Annotated in this window: 15 protein-coding genes; 13 read left to right on the top strand and 2 right to left on the bottom strand. The window is 60.3% G+C overall.

From position 1 onward, the window contains the following. Positions 1-351 precede the first annotated feature (351 nt). Positions 352-1,737, bottom strand: a complete 1,386-nt coding sequence (locus tag AC07YR_RS04940; RefSeq protein ID WP_494733248.1) for an FAD-binding oxidoreductase — start codon at positions 1,735-1,737, stop codon at positions 352-354. 387 nt (positions 1,738-2,124) lie between these two features. Here AC07YR_RS04940 and AC07YR_RS04945 point away from each other — a divergent pair, with 387 nt between their 5' ends. The 13 genes from AC07YR_RS04945 (at position 2,125) to AC07YR_RS05005 (ending at position 18,929) form a co-directional block, all read left to right on the top strand. Beyond that, complete coding sequence (locus AC07YR_RS04945; RefSeq protein ID WP_494733249.1) at positions 2,125-2,850, top strand: GntR family transcriptional regulator; 726 nt, start codon at positions 2,125-2,127, stop codon at positions 2,848-2,850. A gap of 571 nt (positions 2,851-3,421) precedes the next feature. Continuing rightward, positions 3,422-4,954: an ABC transporter substrate-binding protein gene (locus AC07YR_RS04950; protein ID WP_494733250.1), complete on the top strand. Its 1,533-nt coding sequence runs from the start codon at positions 3,422-3,424 to the stop codon at positions 4,952-4,954. A gap of 70 nt (positions 4,955-5,024) precedes the next feature. Further along, positions 5,025-5,969 (top strand): ABC transporter permease, encoded by a 945-nt coding sequence (locus AC07YR_RS04955; RefSeq protein WP_494733251.1) that lies wholly within the window; start codon positions 5,025-5,027, stop codon positions 5,967-5,969. Continuing rightward, positions 5,966-7,783 carry a dipeptide/oligopeptide/nickel ABC transporter permease/ATP-binding protein gene (locus AC07YR_RS04960; RefSeq protein ID WP_494733252.1) on the top strand — a complete coding sequence of 606 codons (1,818 nt, stop codon included), beginning with the start codon at positions 5,966-5,968 and terminating at the stop codon, positions 7,781-7,783. Before AC07YR_RS04955 ends, AC07YR_RS04960 begins: the two co-directional genes overlap by 4 nt. After that, positions 7,767-8,618, top strand: coding sequence for an ATP-binding cassette domain-containing protein (locus tag AC07YR_RS04965; protein WP_494733253.1), 852 nt, complete (start codon positions 7,767-7,769; stop codon positions 8,616-8,618). The genes AC07YR_RS04960 and AC07YR_RS04965 overlap by 17 nt, the downstream gene beginning before the upstream one ends. 49 nt (positions 8,619-8,667) lie before the next feature. Beyond that, on the top strand, positions 8,668-9,450 hold the full coding sequence (locus AC07YR_RS04970) for an IclR family transcriptional regulator (RefSeq protein ID WP_494733254.1): 783 nt from the start codon (positions 8,668-8,670) through the stop codon (positions 9,448-9,450). A gap of 39 nt (positions 9,451-9,489) precedes the next feature. Beyond that, a complete protein-coding gene (locus AC07YR_RS04975) occupies positions 9,490-10,602 on the top strand; it encodes a hypothetical protein (protein ID WP_494733255.1) in 1,113 nt (370 codons plus the stop codon). 200 nt (positions 10,603-10,802) lie between these two features. Beyond that, the gene (locus tag AC07YR_RS04980) at positions 10,803-12,968 is read left to right on the top strand and encodes a beta-galactosidase (protein ID WP_494733256.1); all 2,166 of its coding nucleotides are present in this window, start codon (positions 10,803-10,805) and stop codon (positions 12,966-12,968) included. Further along, positions 12,968-15,007 carry an alpha-amylase family protein gene (locus tag AC07YR_RS04985; RefSeq protein WP_494733257.1) on the top strand — a complete coding sequence of 680 codons (2,040 nt, stop codon included), beginning with the start codon at positions 12,968-12,970 and terminating at the stop codon, positions 15,005-15,007. Before AC07YR_RS04980 ends, AC07YR_RS04985 begins: the two co-directional genes overlap by 1 nt. Then, positions 15,004-15,951 carry a D-2-hydroxyacid dehydrogenase gene (locus AC07YR_RS04990; protein ID WP_494733258.1) on the top strand — a complete coding sequence of 316 codons (948 nt, stop codon included), beginning with the start codon at positions 15,004-15,006 and terminating at the stop codon, positions 15,949-15,951. The genes AC07YR_RS04985 and AC07YR_RS04990 overlap by 4 nt, the downstream gene beginning before the upstream one ends. A 77-nt stretch (positions 15,952-16,028) precedes the next feature. Beyond that, positions 16,029-16,241: a hypothetical protein gene (locus AC07YR_RS04995; protein WP_494733259.1), complete on the top strand. Its 213-nt coding sequence runs from the start codon at positions 16,029-16,031 to the stop codon at positions 16,239-16,241. Positions 16,242-16,311: 70 nt separating this feature from the next. Then, positions 16,312-18,498 carry a malate synthase G gene (locus tag AC07YR_RS05000; RefSeq protein WP_494733260.1) on the top strand — a complete coding sequence of 729 codons (2,187 nt, stop codon included), beginning with the start codon at positions 16,312-16,314 and terminating at the stop codon, positions 18,496-18,498. Further along, on the top strand, positions 18,495-18,929 hold the full coding sequence (locus tag AC07YR_RS05005; RefSeq protein ID WP_494733261.1) for a GlcG/HbpS family heme-binding protein: 435 nt from the start codon (positions 18,495-18,497) through the stop codon (positions 18,927-18,929). Before AC07YR_RS05000 ends, AC07YR_RS05005 begins: the two co-directional genes overlap by 4 nt. 259 nt (positions 18,930-19,188) lie before the next feature. Here AC07YR_RS05005 and AC07YR_RS05010 read toward each other — a convergent pair whose 3' ends face one another. Then, complete coding sequence (locus AC07YR_RS05010) at positions 19,189-20,283, bottom strand: CE1758 family FMN-dependent luciferase-like monooxygenase (RefSeq protein WP_494733262.1); 1,095 nt, start codon at positions 20,281-20,283, stop codon at positions 19,189-19,191. Positions 20,284-20,500 lie beyond the last annotated feature (217 nt).

Consider the following 20,500-nt stretch of genomic DNA (forward strand, 5'->3'; position numbering starts at 1 on the left):
TGTGTTTGGACTCGCCTATCAATCCGCAGAATCCCTACCAGATTTGAAATGGTTGCCGGCGAGAATCCTGTTCGAGTGGCCAGCTGACATTGCGTACCCGGTCCGTTGACCCTCAGGTCCTCAAGTAGTAGCTCGACGTTTCGACGGCGCCACGCCGATTGTGAACCCACGCCAGATCGATGGGCTGATTGGTCCGGGGAGCTGGGATTGCTCATGAAAGGTCGCCGATCTCGAGTAATTGTCCGTCTTGTCCAAAACGATGCATACGTGTCTGTTTCGTTGCCATAAAATCCCGGCCGCTTCTGTGCCTAGGCGGTCACATCAGCATTCGCCATGCCTGAGAGGCCGTTATCAGATGCCCTTTCCGGGATTCAGGATTCCGGTAGGGTCAAATGCGGCTTTGATGGCGTGGTGGAGGCTCATTGAAGTTTCGCCGAGCTCTTCGCTGATCCACTCCCGTTTGAGGAGCCCTACGCCGTGTTCGCCGGTGAGCGTACCGCCCAATCCCTGGGCAAGGTGGAACATGTCTCCCAGTGCCGCTTTCGCCGGACCGCTTGTAATGGGCTCATCCGGCGCCACGACGATCATGGGATGCAGGTTGCCGTCGGCCGCGTGCGCAACGCTGAATATCCGGACGCGATTGCGGGCCGCGATTTCTTCGAGGCCAGAAAACGCGTCTGCGAGCCTGTTCCGCGGTACTGCGATGTCGCCAATAGATACACGGCCAAGCTTTTCGAGCGCCGGGATTGCATCTCGCCTCGCCTTTACGAGTGACGCTGCCTCCGCAGCGTCCGCTGCACGGCAAATGGAGCCGGCGAACGGCTCTATAGCTCGTACGATCTCGTCGAGTTCAAGGTGTGCCCCGTACCCGTCCGTTTGCGCCAGAAGGAATGCGCCCCCTAGATCCCGATGACGTGTCCCCTCGGCCTGGTCGACCGCCTCCATAGTTGGCCCATCCATGAGTTCCAGGATTGCGGGCTGAATACGCGCTGCCGTTATTGCTGAGGCTGCCCGCCCCGCGGTCTCGATGTCCGGGAAGTAGGCGGCCAGGGTCTCTGTCCGCACGGGGCGCGGGCGCAGACGAAGGGTCGCCTCAACGACGATTCCCAGGGTTCCTTCGGATCCGATGAAGAGGGCATTGAAGTCATAGCCAGTGACCCCCTTGATGGTGTTACGACCAGTGCGGAGTATCCGCCCATCGGAAAGCACAACGCGGAGCCCCAGTACGGATTCACGTGTCACACCGTACTTGGCACACCACATGCCGCCGGCATTTGTAGCGATGTTTCCTCCAATGGAGCAGATGGCAGTACTTGCGGGATCAGGGGCGTAGAAGAGCCCGTATTCCGCCGCGGCGGCGTTTACTTCGGCATTGAGCACGCCGGGCTCCACTACGGCGATCATTTCCACCGGGTCGATGCTGAGGATACGGTTCATCCGGGAGAGGTCCACCACGACCTCGCCAGCGTGTGCGCTTGCTCCGGCCGCGAGCCCAGTGCCCGCCCCTCGCGGCACTATCGGCACTTGGTGGGCGTGCGCGAGGCTGAGCGCATCTACAACGTCCTCTCCTGACTGGCATTGGACAACTGCATCCGGCAGTGATGTGGGTATGAACCCCGAGCGGTCTGTCGACGCAGCGCTTCGAGCCATCGGATCCGTTGTCGAGCGCGGGTGGGCCGCAAATGCCGCGGTTGAGGGGGCGGACGGGATGGATTGGACATCGGCCAGATTGGACATGAAGCGACCTTCCGAGTTGTTGGTGGCAGCAGGGGGGTGATAATCCATGATCAAGACGGTAAACCCCGCGACGCTTCCGTTGCCCTGCGTATGGCCCGGAGGTGCGCCCTCTGGCGGTTTTGTGAAATATTATTTCCGCATCTTGGAATCAAATTCGTTGCTTCCAAGCAGACTAGGTCAATAGTGTCCACACGTCAATGGTTCCAAATGCACTCCAGCAGCCCACTTGGCCACTCAATTCGTCGGATTCTAAGGGATTTGTGCGCATGAACTCCGGCAGGTCATCCTCCTACTGCGTACACACTGAGTTACTATGAGCCCATGACAGTGAGCGCTTTGGTAGCCGGGCACCCCATGCCAATGGTCAGCGACCCTCGGCAGACAAGCGTGGCGATTCACACGTACCTGCGGGGACTGATCATGGCCGGAGTTCTCCCGCCGGATACCGTGCTCAAGCAGTCTGAACTAGCTACATTGCTGGCGGTCAGTAGGACACCCCTGCGTGAAGCCTTTCGCATGTTGCAGGAGGAGGGCCTCATTGAGGCCGACGTCAACCAGCGCGCTAGAGTGAGTAAATTTGAGCCGCAGGCGCTTGATGCACTCTATGCGGCACGGATTTCCCTGGAGTGCCTCGGTGTCCATATGACGTCGGGACGCCTGACCGCTGACGAGCTACGTGAAGGCCGACGCCTTCTGAAAGCGATGAACCGGGCCGCCCTGGGCGAGGATTTCGAATCTTGGTCCACTCTGCATCGCCGCTTCCATGCAGTGCTGATCGCCAGGTCCGGCGCGTTCGTCGGCCGGACTATTGCCTCTTATGCCGCCCACAGTGAGCGCTACTGGCGTGTCTTCAGGGCTGCCAATCCCGGTTCGTTGGCAGAACGTCACCAGGAGCACGAGCAGCTCCTTCAGGCCGTTACCGACGGTAACCGGGAACGTGCGGCCGAGTTGATGGCTCAACACCTGTCGGCCACCGCCCTCGCAGTATTGGCGGGCCTGAATCCCGGTTTCCAGCCGAGCGCGGTTCAATCTGCCGTTGGCATGATTACCGGCGGGCTCAGCCACGGCACGGTAGCTGAATCGCAAGCGGCTGGGCTGGTGCCGGCCGTCTAAATGGCGCGTGAGGATGGGCCGGCCCGACTTCACGATGGCCGAGCCTGTGTACGCATTCGCGTCCTCTAAGCCCACCCGCAGCGGAGGCGGATGACCCGATCGGCGTGAAGTGGGGTCAGCGTTCACAAGACCTACCCCTGTGCGATTGAAGCCCGTGATCCTGCCTCCGGCTCCGACGGCGCCATCCATGAGCTGCTGAGCTATTGCCACGGCTACCGGCGCGCCGGCGCTCAGAAATCCCATGGTCGCGCGACGCTCACAAATCACCCATGATCGCGCCAGCGGCAAACTTGCTCCACTCATGCGCTAAGTGCGATCGGTCGTGCGCGCCTTGCTGCCGCCGATTCTCGCGGCGGCCCGGTCGATTTATAGCCTCAACAGCGGTGTATGCACTTTCTAACCCTTCCAAACCCGTCCATGAGTCCCATTAGCGCCTAGTTGCTTGCGCTCATTGACTTCCGCAATGCGAAAAGTGCTTTCCAAGGCCGGAAATAGTGTGTACAGTATTTTTCACAACCGGTGAGGCAGGTCACACCACTGGAAATCCCTAACTCTTTGACAAGGAGGTCAGATGAAGCAGTATCGACTTAAGTTGGCGACCATCGGGGCTGCCGTTCTCGCGATGTCACTCGTGGGTTGTGGCGCTGGCTCGACAAATACGCAAGGTGCCACGTCAACGGAACTGAAGCTTGCAGTGGCAGTGGACAACGACACCTTTGACCCGGCCCAGCTTTCGGGTGGGGCCAAGGACAACTACTGGCAGGCCGTCTACGACACGGTGCTGAAGCTGAACTACGAGACGCTCAAGCCCGAAGCAAACCTGGCGACCGAGTGGTCCTACAATTCGGACAACACCGAGTTGACCGTCAAGCTCCGGGACGACGTTAAGTTCTCTGACGGTTCCAAGCTCACCGCCGAGGCACTCAAGGTCAACGCCATTGCCCTCCGTGACAAGGCCGGTAGCAGCGCCATCATGATGGCGCATCTGGCCGATGTGGAAGTTGTGGATGAGCACACAGCTATCTACAAGCTCAAGGAGGCCGACCCGGCATTCCTGGGCTACCTCACCACCCTTGGCGGGGCAATCGGGAACCCGAAGGAGGTCGGTACCAAAGGGATAGCTACCAAGCCGGCCGGCTCCGGCCCGTACGTTCTTGATGAATCGCGTACGGTCGCGGCTTCCCAGTACGTGTTCAAGCGCAACCCGGAGTACTGGAACAGCAAGAGCTTCCCGTTTGAAGAAATCAGCCTTCTGCCAATCGCTGAGGCCTCGGCCCGGGTCAATGCCGTCAAGTCCGATCAGGTCGATGGCGGTGTGTACGATCCTGCTGCGCGCAAGGAACTCGAATCCAGCGGGCTGAAGGTCGCATCCCAGGCTGTCGACTGGCGCGGGCTCATGCTGGTCGACCGGAAGGGAGCCATCACGCCGGCCCTGGCCGATGTCCGCGTACGCCAGGCAATCAACTATGCCCTTGACCGCAAGGCATTCCTCGAAAACATCGAGCTCGGACAGGGCGCCCTCACCAACCAGATCTTCATTCCTGGCGACATCGGCTACGACGAGGGGCTGGAAGACCGCTATCCCTTTGACCCTGCCAAGGCTCGGGAACTTCTCAAGGAGGCCGGCTACGCGGACGGGTTCGATCTTGTCCTGCCGGCGTTCGACTTCCGCAGCGGAGTTCAGCCTGTCATGATCCAGCAGCTAGCCGATGTTGGAATTCGGGTGAAAACACAGCAGGTCGTTCCTGACCAGTACAACGCGGTCATGAAGTCGGGTAAGTTCTCGGCCTTCTGGATTCAGCTCACATCCGGCGATGCCTGGCGCAATGTGGAGAAGAACCTGCCGGCCAAGGCCACGTGGAATTCCTTCCACACAGAAACCCCTGAATTGACCGCCCTGATCGACAAGGCGCAGGCAGCCTACGGCGACGACAAGGCGTACAAGGATGCCATGGCCGCTGTCAGCACCTACATCGTGGATCAGGCGTACTACGCACCGTGGTACCGGATCAATTCACTCTTTGTCACCGACAAGACGTTCGAGTTTACCTATAGCCCCTGGGCCACCACCCCCGAGCTGCGGACGTACCGGCCAACGTCCTGAGTTCCACCTGGTGTTGGGGACACGAAATGTGTCCCCAACACCAAACAAAACCATTGCGAGGAGGCAATGAATGTTGCACTTTATAGCCAAGCGGGTGCTCATGGGTATCGCTTTGCTGCTCGGGGTATCCACCGTCACCTATGCTCTGATCTACAGCGGCGGCTCCAACATCGCTGACCAGGTGCTCGGAGGCGAGGCAACTCCAGAGGCTGTGGCCGCGAAGGCTGCAGAACTCGGGCTGGACCAGCCCCTATGGCAGCAATACCTGGGCTGGCTGTCCGGAGCGGTCCAGGGCGACCTTGGAACATCCTGGTATACATCGCAGGATGTCCTGACCACCATTCTTCAGAGGCTTTCCGTAACCCTCTCAATCGTCGTGCTGTCCATAGCCCTGGTGACAATCTTCAGCGTCTGCATCGGAGTGCTGGCTGCTGTAAAGCGGGGCTGGATCGACAGTGCCTTGCAGTTCGTCTCCGTTATCGGGTTGGCCCTGCCGAGTTTCTGGGTTGCGCTTGTCCTTGTCCTGGTATTCGCCATTTCACTGCAAATCCTGCCCGCGACCGGCTTCGTCCCCTTCGCTAAATCGCCGTCCGCATGGTTGTCGTCGGTCATCCTGCCAGTCACAGCACTAACCATCGGCGCGAGCAGCGCAACGGCGCAGCAAGTCCGGTCAGCTGTCATTTCGGTGCTGGAACAGGACTACGTCAGGACCCTCCGCGCCCGAGGTCTTTCAGGCCGCAGGGTTCTCTGGGGGCATGTGCTGCGCAACGCCGCCCCGCCTGCCCTGACGGTTCTGTCGCTGCAGTTCATCTCGCTGGTCGGCGGTGCTGTCATCATCGAGCGGGTCTACGCAATCAACGGAATGGGGTCTCTGGCAGTGGACTCGACCCTGAAAAATGACATCCCCGTCGTCGTGGGTGTGATGGTGACGATGACCGTTGTGGTGGTCGTAGTGAATCTTGCCATCGATATCCTCAACGGCTTCATCAACCCGAAAGCGCGAATTTCGTCATGAGTGAATCGACGTCTATCAGTTTCAATGATGCGACGACTGCTGCAGAGGGCAGGAGCGGCCTGGTCAGGAGATTCCTGCACCGCCCGCTAGGCGTGGCGGCTCTCGCCGTGCTGGCCCTCATCGTGTTCTGCGCAGTGTTTGCTCCCTTCATCACCTGGAACCAACCCGGAATGGCCAGCCTGAATCGCATTAATGCTGCTCCGGGTGACGGTTACCTTCTGGGCGGTGACAGCGCCGGGCGGGATGTCTTCGCCAGACTGATCTTTGGTGCGCGCCTGACCCTGGTCGGTGCTCTCATCGCAGCTGCCGTGGCCGCCGTCGTCGGCGTCGGTTTCGGTCTCGTTGCCGGTTACCGGGGCAAGAGCTTCGACCTGGTTGTTGGAGGCATCTCTGATCTTGTGATGGTGCTGCCGAGCATGATCGTTCTTGTGGCGCTGTACACGGTGACGGGACCTAACGCCTACATCGCCATGTCCGTCCTTGGAATCATGCTGGCTCCCAGCTTCTTCCGCCTGACACGGAACATGGTCATTCAGGTCCGGAAAAACCTTTACGTGGACGCGGCCAGGGTGGCCGGCCTTTCGGACTCCCGCATCATCGCCCGCCATATCCTCTCGGCGGTACGCGCACCGATTGTCATCCATTTCGTACTCATCATGAGTGTGGCGATTATTGTGCAGTCGGGCCTGGACTTCATCGGCCTGGGCGACCCGGCCGTCCCGACCTGGGGCGGAATGCTGCAGGACGCCTTCCGGGCCATCTATCAGTCGCCCACCTCCTTCATCTGGCCCGGGCTTGCGATTGGCATTACGGTGGCAAGCCTCCTTCTTTTGGGCAACGCGTTGCGTGACGCCATGGAGGACCTCGCGCCGCAGGTCAAACGCCGCCGTGCTGGCCGTGCGAAGTCAGCGGTTCATCTGCAGAACACAGCCGAACCAGCAGCGAAGGAGACAGACCCGGAAATCGATCCGGGCGTGCTGATGAAGGTCGCCAACCTGGTCGTGGGATACGACCGAAAGGACGGGACGCTAACAAAGGTCGTTGACGGCATCTCGTTCGACGTACGCGCCGGGGAAATGCTCGGAGTCGTCGGAGAATCCGGTTCCGGCAAGACCCAGACAGCACTGGCGATGCTTCGCCTCCTTCCCTACGGAGGCAAGATCGCGGCTGGCCGCATCTGGCTGGCAGGGAAGGACATCACTACCGCCAACGAGCGGGAAATGACGAAGCTCCGCGGCGGTGAGATCGCCTACATTCCGCAGGAGCCGATGAGCAACCTGGATCCTTCAGCCCGGATCGGAAGCCAGTTGGCTGAACCGATCCGGATCAAGCTTGGCCTCTCACGGGACGAAGCCAGGAAGCGTGCCCTCGATCTCCTGAAACAGGTCAACATTTCCGATCCGCAGCGTGTCTATGACTCCTACCCGCACGAAATCAGCGGTGGGATGGCTCAGAGAGTCCTTATTGCGGGCGCCGTCTCGTGTGACCCGGAACTGATTATCGCGGATGAACCTACTACAGCACTGGATGTAACGGTCCAGGCGGAAATCCTGGATATCCTCCGCCGCCTGCAGAAATCCCGCAATCTCGCAGTCATTCTCGTGACGCACAATTTCGGCGTCGTCGCAGATGTTTGCGACCGCGTCGTGGTCATGAAGTCCGGAAAAATCATCGAACAAAACGACGTGTCCTCGATCTTCTCTAACCCGCGTCACGAATACACCCAGATGCTTCTTGGCTCCACTCTTCATGGCCGGCCCTCCCGGGTCCAGCGCGACAACACGGAGGTCATCAAACATGTCCACGCTATCTGAGCCCAGCGAAGAACTGCTCAAGGTTCAAGATCTCGAGATCGAATTCCGCAGCCGACACTTCAGGGGAAAGCCATTCCGTGCTTTGAAGGGCGTTTCACTCGACATCCGGGCGGGCGAGACCATGGGCCTCGTCGGCGAGTCAGGATCCGGAAAAACGACTCTCGGCCGGGCTGTGCTCGGACTCGCCCCGGTGGCCGGCGGGAGCATCCATTTCAGGGGTCGGGACATTACCCATCTTTCCCGCCGCGAACGCCGGGGATTGTCCAGTGACCTTCAGGTAGTTTTCCAGGACCCCTACAATTCATTGAACCCGTCAATGGAAATTTCCGACATCCTCTCGGAACCGCTCCGTGCACGCGGACTGGCGGGCGCCGAGGCTCGAAACCGGGTCGCCGAGTTGCTTGACCGGGTGAACCTGCCCCGCGATGCGGGCCGCCGCCTTCCCCGCGAGTTCTCCGGTGGTCAGCGCCAGCGCATCGCGATCGCTCGAGCGCTGGCGCTCGAACCGTCCCTGATCGTTTGCGACGAACCAGTCTCTGCCTTGGATCTGTCCAACCAGGCCCGGATCCTCGATTTGTTCATTGAGATTCAGCAGGCGACAGGCGTGGCGTACCTTTTCGTTTCCCACGACCTGGAGGTCGTCCGCTATATCAGTCATCGCGTGGCCGTCATGCTCCACGGCGAAATAGTCGAATACGGAGACGGGGAAACAGTCACCTCCACACCGAAACATCCCTACACACAGAAGCTCCTGACGGCGTCTCCCGTTCCGGACCCCCTGGTGCAGGAGCAGCGTCGACGCGAACGCGCTGCCCTTCTCGGCATGGGTGCCTGAGGAGTCGTGGGATGAAAATCATCGCGGTCCGCCCACAGGGCGTTGCACTATGAGCGCCACGCCCGCAAGAACCGGGGTTCAGTCTGTTCAGCGGACATTTGCATTGCTTGAGCGGATGGGAGCTACGGGCGGAGAAGCAGGCATCTCCGAACTGGCCGCGGACCTCGGCGTAGCACTGCCGACGGCTCACCGATTGATCCGCACCCTCACGACAATGGGGTACGTGCGGCAACTTCCATCGCGCAGATACGCGCTGGGGCCGTCCCTGGCATTGCTGGGCGACCAGGCGTCGGGTTTCTTCGCCGAATGGGCCCGACCGGTCCTCGTTCGTCTCGAAGCGAAGATCAACGAGACCGCCAATCTGGCGATGTTGGATGGCGACATGGTGACTTACATCGGCCAGGTACCGGGACGGCGCCAAATGCGCATGTTTATCGAAGTAGGCAAACGCGTCAATCTGCACTCCACAGGTGTGGGTAAGGCTATCCTCGCCCAGTTGGAAGACGACCGAGCCGCCCACATCCTGCGGGGCAACAAAATGCTCCGTTACACCGAGACCACGATCGTCGACCTCGACGCGATGAGGCATGAGCTGGCCCTGATTCGCGGCCGGGGATACGCCATCGACGAAGGTGAACAGGAGACTGGCGTGCGCTGTTACGCGATGGGGGTACCGGGTGCCGTTGCGCCCATGGCGGTATCGGTCTCAGGCCCGAACTCGCGCATGACCGTCGAACGAGAATCCCTGATCATTGCGTCCCTGCGGACAGCCTCACTGGAGCTGAACCGTGTTCTTGGCGGCAGCCTCACACCTAAAGCAAACCACCCCTGAAACACCACACCTACCCAAGAAGCACGAGATAGGAATCCTATGGACATCGAAGACATGGAATCGGCAAAGCGCGACTGGCTCCGTGAGCACAAACCGCTCACCATCCCGCACGTTCTCGACAACCCCCCGCCCTTTCACACCAAGGTCACCGAGTGGGGCGAACGGCCGTACTGGTACCCCGACGGCCGCAAGCTTGCTTTCATCGGAAAGAACTATGGGGACGCCTTCGAGTACGACCTTGCGACCGGCGAAACCATCAATATCACCGAGCACGGCGACTGCCACTCATTCCTGCGCGTTCTGGTCATGCACAACGGCGACTATCTGCTGGTCGGTCCCAAGGAATTCAAGGACCGGATCACGAGCCGGATTCATGAGTCGGAGATCTGGTGGATGCCCGCAGACAGGCACCTCCCGCCCACACCCCTTGAAGATACGTTCATCCAGGAAGGCCTCGCAGTATCGTGGACTGCTCCGCGAATCGCGTACCTGCAGGGCTACCACCAGAACCCGGAACTGCCCAAGTTCACCTACCAGATCCATGTCCGGGAGATTGAATATGGTGCCGACGGACGGCCGCAGCTTGGCCAGGACCGCATTGTTTACACCGGCGGCCAGTACCGCTGGTGCGAGCCGCAGGACTTCCGCTTTGATGACACCGAAATCATCTTCGCCGAGTACCAGGGCCCAGAGCGTGGGGACCGAGCGGAATACAACTCTGTGACCCGCGGCGTAAACCTCGTCACAGGCCGCGTGCGCACCTACGTCGACGAGACAAACCGACACAACGAACCCGAGGGAATTTTCCCCGACAACGAGCACATCTGCCTGGAGTCTTCCTGCGACGTGAACAAGCCGTATCCGCCCAAAGACCTATGGAAGTTGAAGCTGGACGGAACCATGCGCAGGGTTCGGATGACCCGGATGCCCGAGGATCACTCGTGGCGTGCCGTCAACTCCAACATCAGCCCGGATGGTAAGACGATGGCCTTCATGTTGGGGCTGCAAAGCGACGAAGCCGGCTATGGGCGTGGCATCGGGTTGTTTGATCTTGAGGCGTGGGAAAAAACACCGGAAGCCCAAGAATGGGAAACCCCCCTGTCACGCGTGGAAAGCCAGCCGAGGCCACTCCCGCGCGGCGCTGCATTCTGACAAATTCCTAGCGAACTGCCCCCAGGACGCGAGTCCGGCGGCAGTGAGCCAGTGGGAGGGGTGTGCCCGGACCTCCACTCTGGCACACCCCTTCCCTCAAATTTCCCGAGTCCATTCAGGCGTAGCCAGCCGGTCAACCGCCGCACATTATTCAGTTCATTCCGCACCATTTGCGGAAACCCTAAGGAGCCTCGAGCAGCATGTCAGAGTCACAGGTGGCGAAGCAGCCCCGCCAAATCGCATACGGAGCTGTTTACTACCGGAAATCCAACCCGCCCCGGGCAGACTGGGAACGCGATTACGCGGTTGCAGCCGAAGACGGGATGACGGCGTTCCGACACTGGTTCATGTGGTCCGTGATCCAGCCCGCACCGGACCAATGGGAATGGGAGGACTTCGACGCGCAGTTCGATCTCGCTGAACGGAACGGACTCGAGACCGTCATTGCCGAGCTCACCAAGACGGCACCCGAGTGGGTGTTCAAGCGGTTGCCGCACACAAGGTATCAGCGGCGCAACGGCTCCTCCGTGGAGTCCGGCATGTTTGACTCCAGCGCTATTGGCGGGAACCCCGGCGTGTGCCTGGACAACGAGGATGCACGCGAGCTTGCGGGGGAGTTCCTCACACGTTTGGTCACCCGATACAGGGACCGTACCTCCCTGATGGGCTATGACGTCTGGAATGAATGCAACTACGAGGAAGATGCCTGTTACTGCGACGCGACAGCGGCACGATTCCGCGAATGGCTCCAGGAAAAATATGACAGGCCTGAAGCCCTCGGCGCCGCCTGGGGACGGCACGTTACGTCCTTCGAAGACATCGTCCCGCCCCGTGGGGGCTACGCCTATGGAGATGTACTCGACTGGCTGGAGTTCCGCCGTGATAATGCCTACCGCCTCATGCGGTGGCGCATCGACCTGATTCGCAACCTCGACCCGTCCAACAGCATCATCGCCCATGGGGTCGCCGCGACCCTTGGTCATGCCTCTTCCCGCGGTGCCGATGACTGGAGGGCCGCAAACGACGTCGATCTCTATGGCATGACCTTCGTACCTGCACGGCACGGCGACGAGTCGTGGCGCCAGCCCTTGGCCCTTGACCTCACACGATCGGCTTCACGGGGAAAGCCATTCTGGCACGCCGAACTTCAGGGTGGTCCGTTGTGGCTACAGCCGCAGGTAGTGGGGCGATCACGCGACGACGGGCGAATCGCCTCACCCGACGATATTCGCTACTGGAACCTGGCCAGCTTCGCTCACGGTGCATCCGGCCTGTTTTACCTCCGGTGGCGCCCGCTGCTTAACGGACCCCTGTTTGGTGCCTTCGGCCCCTACGGGATGGACGGCGAACGGACACCGCGCTCCGCTGCGGTAGCTGACATGGCGGAATGGGTCAACGCCCCCGAACGTACCCAACTCTGGGAGGCCCTGCCACAGCAGGCCGACGTCGCCATCGTCGTTGTACCCGAATCTCAAGATCTTGCCTACGCACAGCAACTGAATGCCTCCACGGGCGCCGGCCTGGCAAATCATTGGGTCAGCTCGGCGGAATACCACGACGCTGCCTCCGGAGCCTGGCGAGCGTTCTTCGACAACGGTATCCGTGCAGACTTCGTCCATGTGGACGATCTCATCGACAGCGGTTACAAAGCCGTATACCTTCCGTATCCGCTTATGCTCAAGGACGAGACTGTTTCGACGCTGCGTCGGTGGGTTGAAGCTGGAGGACGCCTCATCTCTGAAGCCTGCCCCGGCTACTTCGGCCAGAACGGATGGGTACAGCCACGACAGCCCGGCCGTGCCTTGGACGAACTGTTTGGAGTGCGTGAAGTGGACGTGGAATTCGTTCCAGACCTCCTGGATCAAACAACCATGTCCACCCCGAAGGGTGAGCTTCGCATAGGCGGCAACCGCCAGTGGTATGAAACAACGACCGGCACAGCCCTCGGAACCCACGATGACGGACGCACCGCCGTCGTCGAAAATTCATCCGGAAACGGTCAGACACTCCTGCTGGGGTCCCACCCGGGAATTGGCTATGCCCGGCATGAAGACCCCGCCTCGCGGGACATATTCGCGTGGATGGTGGACTGGGCCGGAGTGAACCCGCAGGCATCGACGGACGACGCCGACGTTATCGTGCGGCTACATCGTGCCGATGGCCAGCTCGCCGTGTGGGTTCTAAACCCTACTCGCAGCCAGCGTGAAGCAGTCATCTCGGTGAGCGAAGACATGTCTTCGGTTGCCGTTCCCCGCCTGCATCGCGGTGGAGACGAGGCAGTCCGCCGGGTCGGAGCCCACGAATTCGTGGTGACCGTACCGCCGCGTGACGCCGTCGTCTTCATGATCGACGCAGGGGACCAGTAATGTCAGCGACCCTCACTCAAACCGCCCCCGCCCGGATGGCCGGGCCGGAATGGTGGCGTGCTCCGTTCCGGATGATGCAAACAAATCTGCGCCTCATCGACGCCGGACTGGACGCCGACGCTGTCGCTGATTTTGTACAAGCTCACGGGGCTGATGCTTGGCTGCTCAATACGGGCGGAATCTATGCCAGCTACCCCAGTGACCTGGCATCTCAGAGATCCAATCCCAACCTGGGTCTAAGGTCCTCGGGCGACATCGTCCTTGACGCGGTAAGAGCAGCCCACGAGCGTGGGCTGAAACTTCTTGCACGCATGGACTTCTCCAAAGTGCTGCCGCATATGGCTGCTGCACGCCCCGATTGGCTATACGTCAGCGCCGAGGGCAAACACCAGATATTCAACGATCTGGTGACGACCTGCCCAAGCGCGGGTTACTTCCAGGAGGAAGTGTTCACCATCCTCGATGAAGTCCTGACACGGTACGACGTGGATGGCTTCTTCATCAACTGGTTCATGTACAGCGAAATGAACTACGCACATGAATACCTCGGGCCCTGCCACTGTGAAACCTGTGCAAAGGCATGGGGCCAGGTAACCGGGGAAGCCCTTCCGAAGGGGCCGCAGGATGCCAACTATCCGCGTTGGAAAGCCTGGGCGCATCAAAACATCCTCGACATTGGCGGGCGGATCCGGGCTCATATCGCAAAGCGAAAAAGTGGGGCACCGCTTATCCTTCACGACACCGCGGACATGCGGTACGTCGAGGCCAACAATGCTGTCGGACGGGAGTTTTGGCCTCATCAGACCGCTGAGTCCGTTAGTGCCGCATTCACGCGGGCGCCGTCCACTCCCGTATTGGTCAACTGCGTAGCATTCTTGGATTTCCCCTATCGAATGGCCGCCGAACATCCCGAACGCTTTGCCCAGTACCTCATCCAGGCAATGTCCCGGGGCGGTTCCATTTCGACCTACATCATGGGTCCGCCCGGCGCCATCGAATACAGCGCTCTAGGTGTAGCTGCGGAAATCACCCAGTTCCACCAAGCCAACGACGACACCTACGCCGAGCTGACGACCGCATCCAAGGTGCTTCTCGTCTCACCGGCGGAACACATGGACCGTGGGTCGTTACCGCCGGCTGTGGCAGAGTTCCGCGGACTCTACAGCGCCCTGGTGGAACTGCATGTGCCATTCGATGTCATCGAACTCGAGCATCTGCATCGTCTCCCGGCCTCGCAGTTGGAATGCTATGAACTGATGGTTCTCCCGATAGCCTCCGCCCTGGAGCTGGAGGCCGTCGCTGTGATTGATAGCTGGGTTGAGGCAGGAGGCTCTCTCCTTTCGACACTGGCTGACGTCACAAACGCCACGGTGCTGCCTCTGAGTACCGGTGCCGAAGCCATCATCGGAAGCGATGAAGGCCCCGAACTGCTGTCGGCCTACGCACAAAATACCAACGGCGACGTCATCCCGCTACACGGCAGGGCCCACCACGTTAGGCTCGCTAAAGACGCAAGCGCTGGGGCCTTCCTGGTCCCGCCTGCCCGCTTCGGGCCCCCCGAGTACTGTTTCGGGCATGTACCGTCGACGGACGCGGCGGTCATCGAACACAAGTTGGGGACGGGACGGGCGCTGACCTATACCTGGTCTATTGGACGCGCCTACCGGGACCTCGCACTGGCCGGCATACGAAGCGCGCTGGAGGAATCACTCAACCACTTGGGTAGAGGCCTCAACGTTGACACAACCTTGCCGGACTTCGTGGAAGTCACGGCGGCCCGAAGTCACGGAAAGCAGGTTTTCCACCTCATCAACCATTCTGGAGTGCGGAGCCACGGCTATGCAGACTACGCCCCGGTTGGGGGCCACAGACTGCGTATCAGGGGAGGTGCAGGCGGCGCCGCACGTACTCTCGTGTCCGGTGACAAACTGAGTGGCCGGGTGGACGGAGCAGATCTCGTCGTAGACCTGCCAGTCATTGATCGTTTTGAAGTCCTCGTGTGGACGGAGCACACGCCGCAGGAAAGGGACAGGCCTTGAGCGCCGGCGTCATCGTCATCAAGGGCTCCCTGAAGCAGGAACACCAAGAGATGGCCGACACCTTGGCCGGCCCCTTCACGATCCGATACACAGCGGACCCGGTCGTGGACGGCCAGGCATTTGGAGATGTCGTGGCCATCGCCGGTCCTGTGACTCCCGCCGAGCTGCGACAGGCTCCCCGCCTGCAGTGGGTGCACAGCTGGCTTGCCGGACCCGATAGTGCGTTATTCCCTGAATTGGTCAACGGTCCTGTCGTTCTGACGTCGTCCGTCGGAAACGGCGCCGTGCCGCTTGCCGAGCATGCCATGCTTCTGCTGCTGATGCTGGATCGTGACGTTCCCCGGTGGGTGAGAGCGCAGGAAGCCCACCGCTGGGACAGGTATCGCCATGGTGAGCTGGCAGGCACTACCGTCGGAATATTCGGGCTGGGGAGGTCGGGCATGGATTTGGCCCACAAGGCACGGGCGTTCCATATGCGAGTGGTGGGTCTGCGGCGGCGCGCAGATCTTCCTGCGCCGGGGATTGACCGACTGTACTCGCCGGATCAACTTCACGAATTTGCCAGTGAGTGCGACCACATTGTCATCACGGCACCCATCACGGACGCGACCCGAGGTGTATTTGACGCCGGCGTTTTCGCTGCCATGAAGCCCACCGCGAATCTCGTATGCATTTCCCGCGGAGGAATCATTAACGATGACGACTTGTTGCACGCGCTGCAGCAGGGGCAGATCCGAGCCGCCGGGCTGGACGCGCACGGCGTGGAGCCGCTACCGGACGGGAGCCCTTTCTGGGACCTGCCCAACGTCGTCGTGACACCGCACAACGGCGCCACAACGGGAGGCACCTTGGATCGTCAGACTTCAATCTTCCTGGACAACCTCGAACGGTTCGTTCACGGACAAAAGCTGACCAACATCGTGGACAAACACGCCGGATACTGACGCTCCACTCACCCCGGTACGTGGGCTGAGCTATGGCCGGCCGGGCGCGCCGGCCATAAAACCAACCAAGGAAGACCATGACGAATGAATACCCGGTGACCCTCACGTTAACTGACCGACAGGAGCTCGAGCGCGAACTGGACAAGGCTGTCGAGAAGGCAATCAAGGAGGCACACGACTCTCCGCGAACAGGAATTCTTGTCACTCGATCTGATCATCACACGGTCAAGGTCGAGTTGACGGCAGATGTTCCGTTCGGCTCAACTCAGGAGCGCGACCTGCGCCCATAGAAAGCGGCAGTCCCGGGCCATTTCCTGCACGGAACTTCAATCCAAACTACGTATTTCCCAAAGGAGCGTTGTGAACGAACGCATCAATATTGAGGGCTTATCGGTCGCCTCCGCGCTGGTTGAGTTCGCAGAGAACGAAGCACTTCCCGGAACTGGGATCGATCCGAGGCAGTTCTGGGCGGGTACTGCGTCGATCATTCGCGGACTACGCGGACGCAATCGCAGCCTGTTGGACCGGCGTGAGCAGCTGCAATCCAAGATCGACGACTACCACGTGAAGTCTCCGGGCAAGGTGGATCCGGAATCCTATGAAGAATTTCTCCGGCAGATCGGTTACCTCATCGATGAGGATTTCACCGATGTGACCGTGACAACCGACGGCGTCGACACGGAAGTCAGCCATCAGGCAGGACCGCAACTTGTGGTCCCGTTGCTGAACCGACGGTTCGCCGTGAACGCTGCGAACGCCCGCTGGGGCTCCCTCTACGACGCCCTGTACGGAACAGACGCTATCGACCAAACAGGGTCCCTCAAAGCCGGTCATTCCTACAACCCGCTGCGGGGTTCAGCCGTCGTCGCTGCCGGTCGCCGATTCCTGGACATGGCGATTCCGCTTACGGACGCATCCCATCGGGACGTCAGATCGTATTTCGTCCAGGATGGGCAACTGGTCGCTCTCACCACAACAGGACTCCGCAAGGGACTGACTAACACACGGCAATTTGTAGGGCACCGAGGGGACACGGCGTCTCCCAAGGCCTTGATTTTCGTCAACAACGGTCTCCATCTGGAAATTGTCATTGACGGCAACGACGCAGTCGGCGCCGCCGACGCCTCGAACATCAAGGACATCATTCTGGAATCCGCCGTGACCACGATCATGGACCTTGAAGACTCTGTCGCGGCAGTGGACGCAGGTGACAAGGTGGACGGGTACCGCAATTGGCTGGAGATGATGCGCGGCACCCTGTCAGAACGGGTTAGCAAGAACGGGGCCACCATCGACCGAGTCCTGAACGGCGACCGTCCCTACGTCACACCCGACGGCGGCACCGCGAGCCTGCCGGGACGATCACTTCTGTTCGTCCGCCAGGTCGGCCATCTGATGACTACCGACGCGATTATCGACGAGGACGGCGATGAAGTGCCGGAGGGCATTCTTGACGCCATTTTCACGGGTCTTGGTTCGCTGCACGACCTACTCGGCTTAAGGAAGCTTCCTAACTCCAGAACTGGGGCCATGTACGTGGTCAAGCCTAAAATGCATGGCTCCGAAGAAGTTGGCTTCACTGTCGAGCTTTTCGACAGGGTGGAAAGACTTCTGGGAATGCCGGCACTCACAATCAAACTCGGAATCATGGACGAGGAGCGACGGACTTCCGTGAACCTCCGCGCCTGTCTCCGCGCGGCACGGGAACGCGTTGTGTTTATTAACACGGGATTCCTTGACCGTACCGGCGACGAGATCCATACATCTATGCACGCTGGCCCATTCGTCCGGAAATCCGAGATGAAGACGCAGCAATGGATCCGCGCTTATGAGGCGTCCAACGTCGAGATCGGCCTCGGCGCCGGAATGTCCGGCCGTGCCCAGATCGGCAAGGGAATGTGGGCAATGCCCGACCTGATGGAAGCCATGCTGACAGAAAAGATCGAGCAGCCCAAGGCTGGGGCCACGACGGCCTGGGTACCATCACCGACGGCTGCCACCTTGCATGCGCTGCACTACCACGAGATCGACGTCTTCAGGACCCAGAGGCAAATCGTCTCCCAGGCCTCAAACGTGCAGTTGAGTGACCTCCTCGTCATACCGCTGGCCACTACGGCCTACTCCGAGGCGGAGAAGCAAGCCGAGCTCGACAACAACCTCCAGTCGATTCTCGGCTACGTCGTACGCTGGGTCGATCAAGGGATTGGATGTTCAAAGGTGCCCGACATTAACGATGTGGCCCTCATGGAGGATAGGGCAACGTGCAGGATTTCATCACAGCATGTCGCGAATTGGCTGCTGCACGGACTCATCACTCCTGAGCAGGTCGACTCGTCACTGAGGCGCATGGCGCTCATCGTGGACCAACAGAATGCTACCGATCCCCTCTACCGGCATATGGCACCGGGGTACGACAACGAGGCATTCCTGGCCGCCCGGGCTCTCGTTTTCGAAGGCAGGTCCCAGCCCAGCGGCTATACAGAGCCCATCCTCCACCGTTATCGACAACTTGCGAAGTGCCGGACCGAAGTTGAGGTGACCTCATGACGACCAGAATTGACTTGGCAACAGCGCGACAGATCATCGCAGGTGCCCTCTCCGTGGGCAATGAATCCGGGCTGAATCCCCTAACCGTAGTAGTGCTCGACGCCGGGGGCCATGTCATCGCGGCCGAACGAGAGGACGGATCGTCCAACAAGCGGTTTGAAATCGCCCATGCGAAGGCATTCGGTGCAATCTCGCTGGGTGTAGGCTCGCGTGCTCTGATGAAAAGGGCAGAGGAGCAGCCGTACTTCATTACTGGCGCATCTCTGGCTGTCGGCTCCACGCTCATTGCTGTGCCCGGCGGCGTGCTGGTTCGTTCCTCTGACGGAGTGCTTATCGGTGCGGTTGGTGTGTCCGGGGATTTATCCGACAATGACGAAAAGGCCGCTGTTGGAGGCATCGAACAGGCCGGGCTGCAGGCACAGGCAGCCTGACGAGGTGGGCCGTGGATAACCCCTGCAATCGGGCGGTTCAAGGGTTGCACCACCGACGCCGGCTGACTTCGTGAGTGCCGGTAACCAGAAGGTCGCGGTCGCGTGTGAGGACCTCCAGTTGGTCAGCGGGAGTTTGCTTTGGCTCTCGCGGACCGCTCGTGAGGTCCTCACGGGCCATTGGACGATACCAGCGTTTCCGGTTGGTACGAGGCCAGCGGTGATACAAAACCAGGAGGTCAAGTCTCCGGAGTCCGCTGTTTCACAGTCCCGTTGGTTGTTCGTCCAGCTGCTTCGGGGATGGGGACAGAGGATGCGCCGGGGCATCGGGCACGCCTTCCCGACGGCCAGCCGCGAACTCCTTCCGTAGGATGGGAAGAATCTCACCGAACAGGTCGAGCTGTTCCAGCACGGTTTTTAGCGGCATGCCAGCGGAATCCACCGAGAAAAGCTGGCGCTGGTAGTCGCCGAACCTATCCCTGAAGGTCAGCGTTTTTTCGATGACCTCCTGCGGACTCCCAACGGTCAGTGGAGTACGGTCTGCAACGTCCTCAAGGGAGGGCCCCCCTCGGTAGACCGGCGAATTCTCGAAATATGGGCGGAATTCTCCCCGTGCTTGTTGGGAGTTTCTGCGCATGAACACCTGACCGCCCAGTCCGACAAAGGCTTGATGGCGGCTTCCGTGCCCGTAGAACTCGAATCGATCCCGATAGAGGTTGACCAACTCGACGAAGTGATCCTTGGGGAAGAACAAATGATTAGCGAAGAAGCCATCCCCGTAGTACGCGGCTTGCTCGGCGATCTCGGGGCTTCGAACTGAACCATGCCACACGAACGGCGGAACCCCGCCCAACGGCCGTGGTGTGGACGTGAAGCCATTGAGCGGCGTCCGGAATCGGCCCTGCCAGTTGACGGACTCTTTCCGCCACAACTGGTGCAGGAGTGCATAGTTCTCAATTGCCAGGGGGATCCCGTCCCGGATGTTCTTGCCGAACCACGGGTAGACGGGGCCAGTGTTGCCGCGGCCCATCATCAAGTCGACCCGCCCCCCAGCCAGGTGCTGCAGGACGGCGAAGTCCTCGGCGATCTTGACCGGATCGTTTGTGGTTATCAAGGTCGTCGACGTTGACAGGGTGATCCGTTCCGTCTTTGCAGCGATGTAAGCCAGCAAGGTCGTCGGAGAAGACGACACGAATGGCGGGTTGTGGTGCTCGCCGGTGGCAAAGACATCGAATCCGACCTCCTCAGCCTTCTCCGCGATGGCAACCATCATGTGTAGCCGCTCCTGCTCGCTGGGGGAGCGGCCCGTAACGGGATCGGGTGTAATGTCCCCGACAGAAAATACGCCGAACTGCATGCTAAGGACTCCTTCTAGACGTGGTGTTGAGTGGCTTGGCTGGCCCCTGAGGGATGTCGCGCATGGCCCTGCGGCCCTACAGCGCCGACCATCTTCGTCCTCGCTGCCGCACCTCCTGAAAGCCGAAGTGCATCGGCAAGCTTGTTTAATTGGTCGGCCAATGATTCTTTTAGCGCACATCCGTCGGAAAATATTCCCAGACTGGCACAGCCAGTCT

This window comes from Arthrobacter sp. GW460-12-1-14-TSB2 (assembly GCF_059423525.1).

Bases quoted from the DNA above. Each gene is read 5' to 3' on its own strand.
- AC07YR_RS04975 (WP_494733255.1), top strand. From the start codon at position 9,490: ATGGACATCGAAGACATGGAATCGGCAAAGCGCGACTGGCTCCGTGAG.
- AC07YR_RS05005 (WP_494733261.1), top strand. From the start codon at position 18,495: ATGACGACCAGAATTGACTTGGCAACAGCGCGACAGATCATCGCAGGT.
- AC07YR_RS04960 (WP_494733252.1), top strand. From the start codon at position 5,966: ATGAGTGAATCGACGTCTATCAGTTTCAATGATGCGACGACTGCTGCA.
- AC07YR_RS05010 (WP_494733262.1), bottom strand. From the start codon at position 20,283: ATGCAGTTCGGCGTATTTTCTGTCGGGGACATTACACCCGATCCCGTT.
- AC07YR_RS04940 (WP_494733248.1), bottom strand. From the start codon at position 1,737: ATGTCCAATCTGGCCGATGTCCAATCCATCCCGTCCGCCCCCTCAACC.
- AC07YR_RS04980 (WP_494733256.1), top strand. From the start codon at position 10,803: ATGTCAGAGTCACAGGTGGCGAAGCAGCCCCGCCAAATCGCATACGGA.
- AC07YR_RS04950 (WP_494733250.1), top strand. From the start codon at position 3,422: ATGAAGCAGTATCGACTTAAGTTGGCGACCATCGGGGCTGCCGTTCTC.
- AC07YR_RS04970 (WP_494733254.1), top strand. From the start codon at position 8,668: ATGAGCGCCACGCCCGCAAGAACCGGGGTTCAGTCTGTTCAGCGGACA.
- AC07YR_RS04985 (WP_494733257.1), top strand. From the start codon at position 12,968: ATGTCAGCGACCCTCACTCAAACCGCCCCCGCCCGGATGGCCGGGCCG.
- AC07YR_RS04955 (WP_494733251.1), top strand. From the start codon at position 5,025: ATGTTGCACTTTATAGCCAAGCGGGTGCTCATGGGTATCGCTTTGCTG.
- AC07YR_RS04995 (WP_494733259.1), top strand. From the start codon at position 16,029: ATGACGAATGAATACCCGGTGACCCTCACGTTAACTGACCGACAGGAG.
- AC07YR_RS04965 (WP_494733253.1), top strand. From the start codon at position 7,767: ATGTCCACGCTATCTGAGCCCAGCGAAGAACTGCTCAAGGTTCAAGAT.